Genomic DNA, 13556 nt, shown 5'->3' with positions numbered 1-13556 from the left:
ATAAATAACAAATCAACCAGTCCAGCGGTAGCGGTGCTCGGGCCGACCAGCGGTGCCGTACTTCGGACGGAGCTCCGCCTGACCCGCCGCGCACAGGTGCTCCAGGTACCTGCGGGCGCTGACTCTGGAGAGGCCGGTGATCACCGCCGCCTCGGCCGCCGACATGTCGGTGCCGCTCTTCCTGAGCGCGGTGGCCACCAGGGTGCACGTGGTGGCCGACAACCCCTTGGGCAGCGGCAGCGGGACTCCCTTGACCGTGCCGAAGAACTGGTCGACCTCGTCCTGGCGCGCCTCGTTCCCGAGAGTGGCGAGCCTCCGGTGCATCTCGGCGTACTGTCCGAGGCGGTCACCGAGAACGCGGGCGGTGAAAGGTTTGATCAGGTAGTTGACCGCGCCGCCGCGCATGGCCGCCCGGACCGTGGCCACGTCACGCGCGGCGGTGATCACCAGGATGTCCACCGGGTGCGAGGCTCCCCTGAGCGTCATGAGTACATCGAGTCCCGACATGTCCGGCAGATAGATGTCGAGCAGCACCAGGTCGGGCCGGTGCGTCATGACCGACTCGATGGCGGCGCTCCCGGTGTGCACGATGCCGGTGACCGTGAAGCCGGACAGCCTGGCGACGTAGCCGCCGTGGATCCTGGCCACCATGAAGTCGTCGTCCACCACCAGTACGCGGATCTCCTCCGCGCACCCGTCCCCGGTCATCTCCGCACCTGCCGTTCCGCGGGCTCCCCGGGGCCGGCGGGCTCCCCCTCGGGAGACGGCGGGGGCTCACCCGTGGGGAGGAGCGCGGTGAAGACGGCGCCGCCCGCGTTGTGCACCCGTACCCAGCCACCCCGGCGCGAGCACGTCTGGCGGGTCAGCGCCAGCCCCAGGCCCCGTGGCCCGGCATGGGCCACCTTGGTGGTGAAGCCCTCCAGGAAGACCTCGTGGACCAGGCTCGGGGTGATCCCCGGACCGGAGTCGCCGACCCGGATGTGCAGCCCGTCCGCCTCGGTACGGACCGAGACCTCCACCGTTCCCCCACTCTCCTGCAGCGCGTCGAGGGCGTTGGCCACCAGGTTGCCGACGACCAGGACCGCGTCGTGCGGATCACCGATCATGCCCTCCTCCACCCGGGAGTCGTCGGACAGCACCAGGGTCGCGCCCCGCTCGGCCGCCTCCGCCGACTTCGCCAGCAGCAGCGCGGCCAGCGTCGGGTCGGCGACCTTCTCCCGGACGCCCGCGGCGTGCCTGCTGTACGCCTCGGTGGTCTGGGTGATGTAACTGACGGCCGTCTCGTACTCGCCGAGTTCCAGCAGGCCGACCACGGTGTGCATCCGGTTGGCGAACTCGTGGGCCTGCGCGCGCAGCGCGCCGGTCGTGGTGCTGGCCTGGTCGAGCTCGCGCGCCAGTCGTACCAGCTCGGTCCGATCCCGCAGGGTGACCACCCAGCCGCTCTGCCGATCCCGCACCGCCACCGGGGTCCGGTTGAGCACCAGCACCCGGTCACAGTGGAGCACCACCCGGTCGTCGCCGGGGTCCGCACCGTCCAGCACGTCCCGCATCCGGTCGGAAAGCCGCATCTCTCCCAGACTCCGGCCGACGTCGTGCTGGGAGAGGCCGAGCAGGTCGCGTGCCGCGTCGTTGACCAGCGTCACCCGGCCCGCCAGATCGAGGGCGAGCACCCCCTCCTTGACGCCGTGCAGCACGCCCTCACGCTGTTCGAGCAGGGCCGCGATCTCCGCCGGTTCCAGGCCGAACGTCTGACGGCGGACCCTCTGAGCGATCAACGCGGCGGCGGCCGACCCGGCGACCAGGACCGCGAGCACGGTCCAGAACAGTGGCGGCAGCGCCACGCTGAGCTGGTCGGCGACGGTCTCCTCCAGGATCCCGACCGAGGCCAGACCGATGACCTTCCCCGCGGAGTCGAAGATCGGCGCCTTGCCGCGCACCGAGCGGCCCAGCGTTCCCGTCTGGATGCCGGTCCAGGGCCGCCCGTCCGTCATGACCTGCGAGCCGTCGGTGGACAGCCGCTTGCCGATCAGGGCCGTGTTGGGGTGGGCGTAGCGGATCTGGTCCCGGTTGGCGATCACCACGTAGTCGGCGCCGGTGGCCGCCTGCACCCCGACCGCGATCGGCTGCAGGCTCAGTTCGGGCCGCGCCCTGCTGAACGCCTCGCGCACCTGGGGAAGCCCCGCCACGGACTCGGCGATCGCCAGGGCGCGCTGCTGATACTGCCAGTCCAGCAGCTCACGGGTGTGCTCCATCCAGACAGCCGCCGTACCGCCGACCGCGAGAAACACGATCACCGTCTGCAACACGAAGAACTGGGTGCCGAGCGAGGCGTTGACCAAGCGTCGCACGAGTTGACTCCCTTGTCAGGGAAGATCGATGAAAGCAGTCCGAGATAACGGTGAGATCGCGGAGACGCGTGACCAATATGACCGATACGACGGCAAACACGCAAAGGATCGACACGGCGACCGGCTGCGGTCACCATCCTCACCACGCTCTGTTCATGTTGTTGGGAGTTCGACCATGCGTCTTCGGAGATTCGCCACCCTCGCGGTGCTGTCCCTCGCCGCCCTCACCGCCTGCGGTTCCGGTGGGGGCTCGGGTACCAGCGCGCTGAGAATCATGGCTCCGGCCTCACCGGGAGGCGGCTGGGACCAGACCTCCCGCGTCGCGGGAGAGGCGTTGAAGTCCGCTGCCCCGTCCCGCAAGGTCGAGATCTACAACGTGCCAGGCGCGGGAGGCACCATCGGCCTCGCCCAGCTCGCGGGCGAGAAGGGCAACGGCAATCTGCTGATGACCATGGGCCTGGTGATGGTCGGCGCGGTGGAGCAGAACAAGTCGAAGGTCACCCTGGCCGACACCACGCCCATCGCGAAGCTGACCGAGGAGTACGAGATCGTCGTGGTTCCCGCGGGGTCGCCCTACCAGACGCTGGCCGACCTGACGGCGGCGTGGAAGGCGGACCCCGCGAAGATCGCCATCGCGGGCGGCTCCGCCGGGGGTACCGACCACATCGTGGCGGGCCTGATGGCCAAGGCCGCGGGTATCGACCCCAAGCAGGTCAACTACATCGCCCACTCCGGCGGCGGCGAGGCGCTCAACGCGCTGCTCGGCGAGAAGGTGGCGGCCGGGATCTCCGGTATCGGCGAGTTCGCCGAGCACGTGAAGTCCGGCAAGCTACGCGCCCTCGGTGTCAGCTCGCCCGCCCGGCTGGGCAACGTGGACGCCCCGACCCTCAAGGAGGGCGGCCTGGACGTGGAGCTGGCCAACTGGCGAGGCTTCGTCGCGCCCGGCGGGCTGGACGACGGGACGAAGCAGGAGCTCATCGAGCTGGTCACCAAGATGCACGACTCGCCGGCGTGGAAGGACGCGGTGATCAAGAACGGCTGGGCCGACGTCTTCCAGACCGGCCAGCCGTTCGCCGACTTCCTCGCGGCGGAGCAGACCAAGGTCAAGGCGGTCATCGCGGAGATGGGCCTCGTCTCCTGATGCTTCCCGTAGAAGACCAGTCTGATCGCACCGGCACCGGCACCGGCGCGACCGGTGCCGGTGCGACCGGCACCGGATCCGAACCCGCCGCCGTCGCCCGCGCGGGCGACGGCGGTACCGGCGCGCCCCCCGGCCCCGGCCCGGATTCCGGTCCTGATCCCGTCCTGGATTCCGCCCCCGGTCCCGTCCCGCATTCGGGAGGCGAGGCGGCGCCCGAGAGCGCGACCGGCTGGTCGTGGCGGCGGCCCGAGCTGGGGCTGGCGGTGCTGGTCCTCGCGCTGGGGGCGTTCGTGATCGTCGGCACCGCGGACGTGGCCGCCGCGGGCTCCTCCTTCGGTCTCGGTCCCCGGTTCTTCCCCGCCCTGGTCGGGGCGGCGATGCTGCTGATCGGACTGTTCTACGTGATCGACGTGCTCAGGGGGGGCCACGGCGATCCCGAGGACGCCGAGGACGCCGACTCCGGCGCGCGGGCGGACTGGCGCACCGTCGCGCTGGTCAGCGTGATCTTCCTGGCCTTCGCCGGGCTGCTCGACCTGCTCGGCTGGGTCGTCGCGGGCGCGCTGCTCTTCTTCGGCCTGTCCGTGACGCTCGGCGCCCCCCACCGGCTGCGCGCGGGCGTCATCGCGATCCTGCTGTCCACCGCCACCTACCTGGCCTTCGTCAAAGGGCTCGGTGTGACCCTGCCGGCCGGGCTGCTGTCCGGGGTGATCTGAGTGGACTCGTTCCAGTTGCTGCTGGATGGCTTCGCGACCGCCCTCACCCCGGTCAACCTGCTGTACGCGCTGGTGGGCGTCACGCTGGGCACGCTGGTGGGTGTGCTGCCCGGCATCGGCCCGGCCATGACCGTGGCACTGCTGCTGCCGATCACCTTCACCGTCCCTCCGGCCAGCGCGTTCATCATGTTCGCGGGCATCTACTACGGCGGCATGTACGGCGGGTCGACCACCTCGATCCTGCTCAACACGCCCGGCGAGAGCTCCTCGATGATCACCGCGCTGGAGGGCAACAAGATGGCCAAGCGGGGCCGGGCCGCCCAGGCGCTGGCGACCGCCGCCATCGGCTCGTTCGCCGCGGGCACCATCGCCACCGCGCTACTGGTCGTCGCGGCCCCCCTGGTGGTGGACTTCGCCATCTCCTTCGGCCCCGAGGACTACTTCGCACTGGCCCTGCTGGCCTTCACGGCCGTCTCGTCCGTGCTGTCCCGCTCCGTGGTGCGGGGACTGGCGTCCCTGGGGCTCGGCCTGGTCATCGGGCTCATCGGCATCGACCAGCAGACCGGCCAGGCCCGGCTGACGCTGGGCGTGCCGCAGCTGCTCGACGGCATCGACGTGGTGATCGTCGCGGTCGGCCTGTTCGCCGTGGGCGAGGTGCTCTACGTCGCCTCCCGGCTGCGGCACGGCCCGCCGGAGGTGATCCCGGTCGGCCGGGCGTTCCTCGGCCGCTCCGACTGGTCGCGTTCCTGGCGGCCCTGGCTGCGCGGCACCGCACTCGGCTTCCCCTTCGGCGCGCTGCCCGGCGGCGGAGCGGAGATCCCGACGTTCCTGTCGTACTCGATCGAGAGACGCCTGGCGCGCGGGATCGCCCGCGAGGAGTACGGCAAGGGCGCCATCGAGGGCGTCGCGGGCCCCGAGGCCGCCAACAACGCCTCGGCGGCGGGCACGCTGGTCCCGCTGCTCACCCTGGGCCTGCCCACCTCCGCGACGGCCGCGATCCTGCTGGCGGCCTTCCAGCAGTACGGGCTGCAGCCGGGGCCGCAGCTGTTCGACCACAATCCGGCACTGGTCTGGGGCATGATCGCCTCACTGTTCGTGGGCAACACCATGCTGCTGGTGCTCAACCTGCCGCTGGCCCCGCTCTGGGCCCGGGTGCTGCACATCCCCCGCCCCTACCTCTACTCGGGGATCGCGCTGTTCGCGGCGCTCGGCGTCTACGCGCTGAACTCCTCCTGGGTGGAGCTGGTCATCCTCTATCTCCTGGGCCTGCTCGGTTTCGCGATGCGCCGCTTCGGTCTGCCGGTCGCCCCGGCGGTGATCGGCCTGATCCTGGGCCCGATGGCCGAGATCCAGCTCCGCCGGGCCCTGGCCATCGGCGCGGGCGACGTGACGGTCCTGGTCAGAAGCCCGATCGCGGCGACACTGCTGGCCGTGGCGGTACTGGCGTTGTTCACGCCCCTCATCAGGAAGGCGGCCGCCCGCCGCGGCGTCTGATCGGAACCGGCCGCACCGGGTGCGGCACACGCGGGCACGGACGGACGTCCGTGCCCGTTTCCGCGCCTGTTTCGGCTTCCGTTTTCTCGTGCGGGCGTACCCTCCGTCTCCGCCCATCCCCGCGCGGAGCGTACGCCCGCGCGAACCACCGGAAGACTTCCGGGCGCTCAGGGGGTGAACGCGGCCAGCAGGTCGTCCAGCCCCGCCTTGACGCGCTCGACCGTCACCCCGTGCTCGCGCAGGCGGTGGGCGAGCAGTGGCGCGGCCAGCGGGGCGAGAAGTGCGTCGGCGAGGACGTAGGCGTCGGAGCCGGGGCCGGCCTGGGCGACGAGCATCGACAGATGGGCGTGGTAGGCGTCGTAGGCACCCCCGAAGCGCGCGAACGGTGTCGCCGTCTCGGCCATCACCAGCAGGTCCAGCTGTTCCACCGTCCTGTCAGCGAGGGCGTGCAGGAAGCCGCGGATGCGGGCGGGCGCGTCGGCACCTGGCCCCAGGGGCGGCGGCCCCTCGATGAAGGCCGCCTGGAACTCGCGTTCCCGCTCGTCGATGAGCGCGTACGCCAGCCCTGAGCGGTCGCCGAACCTGCGGTACAGCGTGCCGACGCCGACCCCCGCGGCGGCGGCGACCTCCGCCATCGACAACCCCTCGACGCCGTGAGCGGCGACGATGCCGGCGGCCGCGGCGAGGATCTTCGCCCGGTTGCGCGCCGCGTCGACCCGCTCGCGGCGGGGATTCGTGACGACGTCCACGATCACAGGCTACTGGAGACTTGTAAGCGGAATCAGTTCCGCTTTATGGTTAAGCGGAACTGATTCCGCTTAAGGAGTACAGCATGACACGCAGGGTCGCCCTCGTCACCGGGGGAAGCCGTGGGATCGGCGCCGCCATCGCCGTACGCCTCGCCACGGAGGGCACCGACGTGGTGATCACGTACGCGCGCTCGGAGGAGCGGGCGGCGACGGTCGTCAAGAAGATCGAGGCCGCCGGCGCCCGTGGGCTGGCCGTGGTGGCGGAGGCCACCGACGCGGGCGCGCTCGTCGCCGCGGTCGAACGGACGATCACCGAGTTCGGGCGGATCGACATCGTGGTCAGCAACGCCGGCATCGCCCCGTTCGGGCCGCTGGAGGAGGTGACGCTCGCCGAGGTCGACCGCACCCTCGCGATCCACTCCCGCGCCTCGTTCGTGCTGGCCCAGGCCGCCGCCCGGCACATGGGCCGGGATGGCCGGATCATCTGCATCGGCAGCAGCCTCGCCGAACGCGTGCCGTACCCGGGGTGGACGCTCTACGCGATGAGCAAGTCCGCGCTGGTCGGCCTGACCAAGGGCCTAGCCAGGGACCTGGGGCCGAGGGGCATCACGGCCAACCTCGTCCAGCCCGGTTCGACCGACACCGAGATGAACCCGGCCGACAGCCCCGAGGCGGAGGAGGAGCGGCGCTTCACCGCCCTGGACCGCTACTGCGACCCCGGCGACATCGCCGCCACCGTCGCGCACCTGGCGGGAGAGGGCGGCAGGAACATCACCGGCGCCACCATCACCGTCGACGCCGGCACCACGGCCTGACCGCCATGGCCTGGGTTCTGCTTCTCACGGCGGCCGCACTGGAGATCGTCTGGGCCACCGCGCTCGAACGCTCGGACGGGTTCACCCGGTTCTGGCCGGCGTTCGTCGGGGTGACGGCGGCGGTCCTGAGCTTCGTCATGCTCACCTTCGCGCTCAGGACCCTGCCCCTGGGCACCGCGTACGCGGCCTGGGTCGGACTCGGTGCGCTCGGGGTCGCCGCCGTAGGCATCGTCGCCCTGGGCGAGAGCGCGGCACCCGCCAGGCTCGGCTGCCTCGCGCTCGTCCTGGCCGGCGTCATCGGTCTCAAACTCCTGGACGGATGACGCGACGGCGGGGCTTCACGACGCGATGCCGGGACCCGGCGACGGAAAGGGGTCGGCGAGAAACGGCCGCCCGGCCGTGGGGAGCCGGGCGGCCGGGTCTGTCGTCCCCGCTGTCCCCGCTATCCCCGCAGGGTGTCGACGTTCAAGCCGTCGGCACCCAGGCCGTCCTCCCTGGCCAGGTAGCTGCACGAGACCCATCCCGTGGTGCCCGCCGCCAGTCCCGAGGCCGATCTGCCGCCCAGCCGGAAGTTGCACCAGCCGCTCGTCGAGTTCGGATTCAGCACCTGCCCGTAATCGCCGTAATAGAGATAGCCGATAACCGTCGACCCTCCGGCGCTGGCCCGCAGGCGCACCCCGTTCGCGATCACCACGGCGTCCACCGCGGGGAGCGCCGACAGGACGGAAAGCCTGTTCACAGGGGCTGCCTGGGCGGGAACCGCCGCGACGGCCATTCCCGCCGCGGCCGTCAACGTCGCGGCGGCGAATGCCAGGAACCTTCTCATTTTTCGTGCTCTCCGAATGTGAGGTCAGGTCGTACCAGAGTGAACGGCGGGACTGTAGTGATCACTTTGCAAGTCATCAAGAATTTCGTCAATACCTGTTGAATTTCAGAAATATGAATTACCACATGAAAAAATCCCGCCGATCGCCGGACACTTTTCTTCGCGTTTCCCGGATTCAGGGGGACCGGGACCGCTTCGGCGGGCCGGGCCGCGCGGATCGCCCGGAGGCGGCCAGGACGGTCGAGAACCTCCGGCCCCGGACACAACCAGGGCACAAGTGGCCCGCAAGTGTCCGTTCCTAGGGTCCTCCACACGACCGGGGCCGAGAACAAGGACCTGGTGACCGGCTCCCGATCCCGGGAGCGGAAGACCAACGGGGGTCGCGACGACGCGGCCGAAAGGAGTGATCATGTCGAAGATCACGATCGACGACCTGCCCTTCGAGGGCGCCGAGCTGACCGAGGCCGAGCTGGGCGAGGTCGACGGCGGCCAGAAATGGTCCGTCAGCGCATGGAAGAAGAACCTGCCGTGCGAGTGGTGGCAGTACTAGTCCGAGCACACGACCGCTAGTCCGATACGACCGCGCCGCCTCACGCGGCCAGAAGGAGCGATCATGTCGAAGATCACGATCGACGACCTGCCCTTCGAGGGCGCCGAGCTGACCGAGGCCGAGCTGGGCGGGGTCGACGGCGGCCAGGGCGGATGGGTGCTGACCTACGACGGGGCGGGACCCTGCCGCCGCGAGTGGGTCGGCTGACCAGGCCACCCCGCCGGTGCCGGGAGGCCGTCTCACCATAGGACAGGCCGCGCCCCCGATCGGCGTACTGGATCGAACACGGCGCGGCGGGACGGGAAACCGGTCCCGCCGCGCCTGCGCAGATGGGACCGGGCAGTGATTCTGATAGTCAGCAGCCGTGGGGACGGGGCCGCGGAAAGAGTGCTGGCCGCGCTCCGGCGGCGCGGCGCCCGGCTGGTGGGTGACGATACCGGTGACGGCACCGGCCCGCCGGTGCTGTGGTGGGACACCGCCGACTTCCCCGGGCGCAGCCGGATCACCGCCTCGTTCGCCGGCGGGCAACGGCGGCTGATGCTGGACACCGGTACGGAGACGGTCGACCTGTCCCGGGTCACCGCGGTGTGGCGCAGCCGGCCGGGCAAACCCTCGGCCGCCGGCACCGTGACCGAACCGAGCCACCGCGCGCACGTCGACGAGCAGGCGGAGTTCATGCTGGACGGGGTGTGGAGCCTGCTGACCGCGCGCTGGCTGCCCGGCCGCCGGGCGGACGAGCGCCGCGCGCACAACAAGATCTTCCACATGGCGCGGGCGATCGAGCTGGGCTTCTCCGTACCCGACACGGTCTACACCAACGACCCCGCGGAGCTGGCGGACGCGTACGAGTCGGCGGAGGGGCGGCTGGTCGCCAAGCAGATCACCGCCGAGCCGTTCCAGATCGACGGTGCCGAGCACCGCGCGTACACGACCGTGGTCACCCGCCGCCACCTGACCTCCCGGCACCGGATCCGGCACGAGCCGGTCATCCTGCAGCCCTACGTCCCCAAGGCGGTCGAGCTGCGGGTGATCGTCGTGGGGGCGCGGGTGTTCGCGGCCGAGATCGACGCGTCGGGCTCCCGGGCGGCCAGGGACGACTGGCGGCACTACGACAACGACCGGGTCAGGTACGGCGTGCACGAGCTGCCCGCCGAGGTGTCGCTGCGCTGCGCCCGGCTGGTCGCCGACGTCGGGCTGACCTACGCGGCGCTGGACTTCATCGTCACCCCCGGCGGCGAGTACGTCTTCCTGGAGCTGAACTCCAACGGCGCCTGGGGGTTCGTCGAGCTGTGGACCGGGCTGCCCGTCAGCGACGCGATCGCGGGCTGGCTCATGGACGGAGGAACACCGTGACCGATTTCGCCGAGGCCCTGGAGGCAGGGGTCTCCCTGCTCCGCGCGCTCCCCCGCCGCAGCGTAGACGTCGCCGACGCCCGCCGCACGGCCGGCGAGTGGGCCTTGCGGCACCCGGAGACCCGGGCGCGGCTCGTCGTCGACCGGCGCCCCGGTACCCCGGTGGTCGACTACGACCTGCTCCTCGACCATCCCGACGGCGGCACGGTCGCGCTGACCGCCCCGCCGGAGGACGGGGTGCCCTGGCTGATCGACCACTCGACGCACTGGGCGGCCGGATACCTGGTCAGCGTCAACGACGTGGACGTGACGGTCCCCCAGGCGCTGACCATGCTGCGCACGCTCTCCCGGGGTGACTCGTCGCCGTACCGGGAGATCGTCGACCAGTGCCTGCTCGTCGAGGCCACCGGCGACACCGAGTCACCTGCCGGTTCGCCCGCCGAGCCGCTCACCGCCGCCGACCTCCAGGCGACGGCCGACGAGTTCCGGCGGGGCCGGGGACTGCACGACCGCGCGTCGACGCTCGCCTGGATGACCGAGGCGGGCATGTCGGGCGAACAGTTCGAGGCGTACATCACCGAGATCGCCCGGCGCCGCCGGTTCCGCCGGGACAGAGAGGCGGAACTGGCCCCGGGGTACCTGGCCGCGAACCCCGGCGACTTCGTCCGGACCAGGGCCGTGTGGGTCACCGGCGAGCAGAAGGTGACCGCCGGCACCGTGTCCGACCTCCTGACCGGTCTGGCCTCGCTCGGGGACACCGGAGAGGCCACGGTGACCTTCGCGACCCGCTGGGAGGCGGACCTGCCCACGCCCCTGCGCGGTACGCCGCCCGGCGGGATCGTCGGCCCGGTGGAGCTGCCGGACGGCGGCTTCCTGACCGGTGCCGTCCTGCACAGGAGCCCGGCCACCGGCGACCGGGAGACGCTGGCCGCCGCCGGGCGCGCCGCGTTCGCCGGCTGGCTGGCGGAGCGCCGCGCCGCGGCCACGGTCGAATGGCACTGGTCGTGATCGATCCGGACCGCACCCAGGCCGTTCCCGCGCCCGGCCGGCACAGGGCCGGCAACTGGGAGGACACCGAGGGGTACCGTCCCCGGGCACCGTACTCACCTCCGCCTCCTCGGCAGCGCCCGCCCGCGGCGGCCCCGCCCGGCCACCGGCCGCATTCCCCGTCAGCGCCTCCGGAAGGGCAGCCGACGGGGTCCCCGCCGGGACGTCTCATCTACCGGACGGAGGCGTTGCGCCGGCATGCCGAGGCCCGCTCCGTCGCCCGGATGCCGCTGGTGATCAGCGGCCCGTCGTTCCTGCTGCTGTGGATCCTGGTGGCCGCCGTCCTGGCGGCCGGCGCCACGCTGATCGCGCTCGCGCTGGGAGCCGGCGGATGAGGAGCCGCGTACCGGTCCTGCTGCAGAACACCGTCACCGAGTGCGGCGCCGCGTGCCTGGCCATGGTGCTCTGCCACCACGGCCAGCGCACCACCCTGCACCAGGTGTCCGAACGGCTCCAGGTCGGCAGGGACGGCCTGAGCGCCAAGGCCATCGTGGACGGCGCCCGCGAGCACGGCCTGAAGGCGCGCGCCTTCTCGCTCGCGCCCGAGGACCTGGCGCGCGTGCCGCTCCCCGCGGTCGCGCACTGGGAGTTCAACCACTTCGTGGTGGTCGAGCGCTGGTCGCCCGACCGGGTGGACCTCGTCGACCCGGGGCGGGGCCGCCGCAGGCTGACCGCGGAGGAGTTCAGCGCCGGGTTCACCGGCGTGCTGCTGGTCTTCGAACCCGGCGAGGGATTCCACCGCGGCACGTCCTCGATGGCGAGCGCCTGGCGGCGCGAGTTCGTCCGTACCCTGTTCCGGCGCCGACGCGGCCTGCTCGCCCAGGTCGTCGCGGCCTCGCTGCTGCTGCAGCTGCTGGGGCTGGCCCTGCCCTTCTTCTCCCAGCTGCTGATCGACAGGATCATCCCGTCCCAGGCCGCGGACCTGCTGCCCCTGCTCGGCGGGGCCGTGCTGCTGGCCGGGCTGGCCCAGTTCGTGATCGGCTATCTGCGGGCGGCGCTGCTGGTGGCGGTACGGGCCCGCGCCGACCAGGAGCTCACCGAGGGGGTGATCGGCCACCTGGTGACGCTGCCGTACCGCTACTTCGCGCAGCGCGGCAAGGGCGACCTGCTGACCCGGGCCGCCAGCGTCTCCACGCTGCGCGACATCCTCACCGGCCAGATCGTGGCGGCGCTGCTGGACGGTCCGCTCGCCGTCGGCTACCTCGTGCTCGTGTACGTGTGGGATCCCGTCTTCGGGCTGGCGCTGACCGGCGTGGTCGCCTTCCAGGGGTTGCTGGTGCTGGCCACCACCCGCCGGATCAACCTGCTCACCCAGCAGGAGCTGACCGCCTTCTCCGCGTCGCAGAGCAGCCTCATCCAGGCCATCACCGGCATCGAGACGCTGAAGGCGTCCGGGGCCGAGAAGCGGGCGGTGGAGCAGTGGTCGGCCCACTTCGCCCAGCAGCTCAACGCCGACGTGCGCAGCGGCCTCACCCAGGGCCTGGTGGAGGCCGCGCTGTCCGCGAGCCGGGTGATCGCCCCGCTCGGGCTGCTCTGGCTCGGCGCGTGGCGGGTCCTCGACGGGCAGCTGACCGTGGGCGCGCTGATCGCGCTCAACGCCATCGCGCTCGGCGCCCTGACCCCGCTCGGCTCGCTGATGACCGGCCTGCAGAGCCTGCAGCAGGTGGGCGCGCACTTCGACCGCCTGTCCGACATCCTGGCCTCCGAGCCCGAGCCCAGCGAGGGCATCGAGGTGCTGCGGCTGCGCGGTGCGGTGGAACTGCGCGGTGTGAGCTTCCGGCACGACCCCCGCGGCCCGTGGGTGGTGCGGGACGTCTCGGTCTCCATCCGGCCGGGGCAGAAGGTGGCGCTGGTGGGCGCCTCGGGCTCGGGCAAGAGCACGCTGGCCAGGCTGCTGCTGACACTGCACATCCCGGTGGAGGGCGAGATCCTCTACGACGGCGTCCCGGCCTCCGAGCTCAACCTGCGCACCCTGCGCCGCCAGTTCGGTGTGGTCGGCCAGGCCACCTCCCTGTTCAACGGCTCGATCCGGGAGAACATCGCGCTGAACCTTCCCGACGCGCCCCTGGAACGGGTGATCGCCGCGGCAGAGGTGGCGGCGCTGCACGAGGAGATCATGGCGATGCCGATGGGGTACGAGACGGTGCTGACCGACGGCGGCGGTCTCTCCGGCGGTCAGCTCCAGCGGCTCTCCCTGGCCCGTGCCCTCCTGCCCCGGCCGAAGATCCTGCTGCTCGACGAGGCCACCAGCAACCTGGACAGCACCACCGAGGCGACCATCGAGGCCAATCTGTTCTGGCTCACCCAGACCCGGATCGTCATCGCCCACCGGCTGAGCACCATCCGGGACGCCGACCTGATCCTGGTGGTCGACTCCGGCCGCATCGTGGAACGCGGCACCCACGACGAACTGATGGCCATCGGCGGCAAATACGCACAGCTCGTCGCCGCCCAGGCCGCCCCCGCCTGACCTCGCCTTTCACACGATATGAGACCGGCGTAAATTGATCAAAATCTCGAG

At 71.5% G+C, this 13556-nt stretch carries 15 protein-coding genes; 11 read left to right on the top strand and 4 right to left on the bottom strand.

Features of this window, described 5'->3' with window-relative positions; translation table 11 throughout:
* Positions 1-12: 12 nt before the first annotated feature.
* Positions 13-708 (bottom strand): response regulator, encoded by a 696-nt coding sequence (locus ACFQVD_RS40225; protein ID WP_343969965.1) that lies wholly within the window; start codon positions 706-708, stop codon positions 13-15.
* Entirely contained in the window at positions 705-2348 is a 1644-nt protein-coding gene (locus ACFQVD_RS40220; RefSeq protein WP_343969968.1) for a sensor histidine kinase, read from the bottom strand. The genes ACFQVD_RS40225 and ACFQVD_RS40220 overlap by 4 nt, the downstream gene beginning before the upstream one ends.
* A gap of 175 nt (positions 2349-2523) precedes the next feature.
* Here ACFQVD_RS40220 and ACFQVD_RS40215 point away from each other — a divergent pair, with 175 nt between their 5' ends.
* From ACFQVD_RS40215 to ACFQVD_RS40205, 3 genes are read left to right on the top strand one after another with little or no spacing between them, the layout of a single operon-like run.
* A complete protein-coding gene (locus ACFQVD_RS40215) occupies positions 2524-3489 on the top strand; it encodes a Bug family tripartite tricarboxylate transporter substrate binding protein (protein ID WP_343969971.1) in 966 nt (321 codons plus the stop codon).
* Complete coding sequence (locus ACFQVD_RS40210; RefSeq protein WP_343969974.1) at positions 3489-4202, top strand: tripartite tricarboxylate transporter TctB family protein; 714 nt, start codon at positions 3489-3491, stop codon at positions 4200-4202. The genes ACFQVD_RS40215 and ACFQVD_RS40210 overlap by 1 nt, the downstream gene beginning before the upstream one ends.
* Complete coding sequence (locus tag ACFQVD_RS40205) at positions 4203-5696, top strand: tripartite tricarboxylate transporter permease (RefSeq protein WP_343969977.1); 1494 nt, start codon at positions 4203-4205, stop codon at positions 5694-5696. It begins immediately after the preceding gene.
* Positions 5697-5863: 167 nt separating this feature from the next.
* On the opposite strand, the gene ACFQVD_RS40200 is transcribed toward ACFQVD_RS40205, so the two are convergent.
* Positions 5864-6445, bottom strand: coding sequence for a TetR/AcrR family transcriptional regulator (locus ACFQVD_RS40200; RefSeq protein ID WP_343969980.1), 582 nt, complete (start codon positions 6443-6445; stop codon positions 5864-5866).
* Positions 6446-6528: 83 nt separating this feature from the next.
* Between ACFQVD_RS40200 and ACFQVD_RS40195 the strand changes: the two genes are divergently transcribed.
* Positions 6529-7260 (top strand): SDR family NAD(P)-dependent oxidoreductase, encoded by a 732-nt coding sequence (locus tag ACFQVD_RS40195; RefSeq protein ID WP_343969983.1) that lies wholly within the window; start codon positions 6529-6531, stop codon positions 7258-7260.
* A gap of 5 nt (positions 7261-7265) precedes the next feature.
* Positions 7266-7583: a DMT family transporter gene (locus tag ACFQVD_RS40190; protein ID WP_343969986.1), complete on the top strand. Its 318-nt coding sequence runs from the start codon at positions 7266-7268 to the stop codon at positions 7581-7583.
* 119 nt (positions 7584-7702) lie between these two features.
* Here the strand turns inward: ACFQVD_RS40190 and ACFQVD_RS40185 are convergent, their stop codons facing one another.
* A complete protein-coding gene (locus tag ACFQVD_RS40185; protein ID WP_343969989.1) occupies positions 7703-8086 on the bottom strand; it encodes a hypothetical protein in 384 nt (127 codons plus the stop codon).
* A 409-nt stretch (positions 8087-8495) separates the two neighbouring features.
* On the opposite strand from ACFQVD_RS40185, the gene ACFQVD_RS40180 reads away from it, so the two are divergent.
* The 6 genes from ACFQVD_RS40180 to ACFQVD_RS40155 all read left to right on the top strand — a co-directional run bounded on the left by ACFQVD_RS40180 (position 8496) and on the right by ACFQVD_RS40155 (position 13505).
* Complete coding sequence (locus tag ACFQVD_RS40180; RefSeq protein WP_343969992.1) at positions 8496-8636, top strand: putative ATP-grasp target RiPP; 141 nt, start codon at positions 8496-8498, stop codon at positions 8634-8636.
* Between the two features lie 63 nt (positions 8637-8699).
* The gene (locus ACFQVD_RS40175; protein ID WP_343969995.1) at positions 8700-8843 is read left to right on the top strand and encodes a putative ATP-grasp target RiPP; all 144 of its coding nucleotides are present in this window, start codon (positions 8700-8702) and stop codon (positions 8841-8843) included.
* 135 nt (positions 8844-8978) lie between these two features.
* Positions 8979-9989: an MvdC/MvdD family ATP grasp protein gene (locus ACFQVD_RS40170; protein WP_343969998.1), complete on the top strand. Its 1011-nt coding sequence runs from the start codon at positions 8979-8981 to the stop codon at positions 9987-9989.
* Positions 9986-10996 carry a TIGR04500 family putative peptide maturation system protein gene (locus tag ACFQVD_RS40165; protein WP_343970001.1) on the top strand — a complete coding sequence of 337 codons (1011 nt, stop codon included), beginning with the start codon at positions 9986-9988 and terminating at the stop codon, positions 10994-10996. Before ACFQVD_RS40170 ends, ACFQVD_RS40165 begins: the two co-directional genes overlap by 4 nt.
* Complete coding sequence (locus ACFQVD_RS40160) at positions 10981-11370, top strand: hypothetical protein (protein WP_364158534.1); 390 nt, start codon at positions 10981-10983, stop codon at positions 11368-11370. The genes ACFQVD_RS40165 and ACFQVD_RS40160 overlap by 16 nt, the downstream gene beginning before the upstream one ends.
* The gene (locus ACFQVD_RS40155; RefSeq protein ID WP_343970004.1) at positions 11367-13505 is read left to right on the top strand and encodes a peptidase domain-containing ABC transporter; all 2139 of its coding nucleotides are present in this window, start codon (positions 11367-11369) and stop codon (positions 13503-13505) included. Before ACFQVD_RS40160 ends, ACFQVD_RS40155 begins: the two co-directional genes overlap by 4 nt.
* Positions 13506-13556: the final 51 nt, after the last annotated feature.

The organism is Streptosporangium amethystogenes subsp. fukuiense, assembly GCF_042665875.1.
Lineage (GTDB): Bacteria > Actinomycetota > Actinomycetes > Streptosporangiales > Streptosporangiaceae > Streptosporangium > Streptosporangium fukuiense.
This window is presented reverse-complemented; position numbering and strand designations above follow the sequence as displayed.

What these genes read in the sequence shown, in the direction of transcription:
- ACFQVD_RS40185 (WP_343969989.1), bottom strand. Translation starts at nt 8,086, where the DNA reads ATGAGAAGGTTCCTGGCATTCGCCGCCGCGACGTTGACGGCCGCGGCG.
- ACFQVD_RS40225 (WP_343969965.1), bottom strand. Translation starts at nt 708, where the DNA reads ATGACCGGGGACGGGTGCGCGGAGGAGATCCGCGTACTGGTGGTGGAC.
- ACFQVD_RS40215 (WP_343969971.1), top strand. Translation starts at nt 2,524, where the DNA reads ATGCGTCTTCGGAGATTCGCCACCCTCGCGGTGCTGTCCCTCGCCGCC.
- ACFQVD_RS40160 (WP_364158534.1), top strand. Translation starts at nt 10,981, where the DNA reads ATGGCACTGGTCGTGATCGATCCGGACCGCACCCAGGCCGTTCCCGCG.
- ACFQVD_RS40180 (WP_343969992.1), top strand. Translation starts at nt 8,496, where the DNA reads ATGTCGAAGATCACGATCGACGACCTGCCCTTCGAGGGCGCCGAGCTG.
- ACFQVD_RS40175 (WP_343969995.1), top strand. Translation starts at nt 8,700, where the DNA reads ATGTCGAAGATCACGATCGACGACCTGCCCTTCGAGGGCGCCGAGCTG.
- ACFQVD_RS40195 (WP_343969983.1), top strand. Translation starts at nt 6,529, where the DNA reads ATGACACGCAGGGTCGCCCTCGTCACCGGGGGAAGCCGTGGGATCGGC.
- ACFQVD_RS40155 (WP_343970004.1), top strand. Translation starts at nt 11,367, where the DNA reads ATGAGGAGCCGCGTACCGGTCCTGCTGCAGAACACCGTCACCGAGTGC.
- ACFQVD_RS40190 (WP_343969986.1), top strand. Translation starts at nt 7,266, where the DNA reads ATGGCCTGGGTTCTGCTTCTCACGGCGGCCGCACTGGAGATCGTCTGG.
- ACFQVD_RS40210 (WP_343969974.1), top strand. Translation starts at nt 3,489, where the DNA reads ATGCTTCCCGTAGAAGACCAGTCTGATCGCACCGGCACCGGCACCGGC.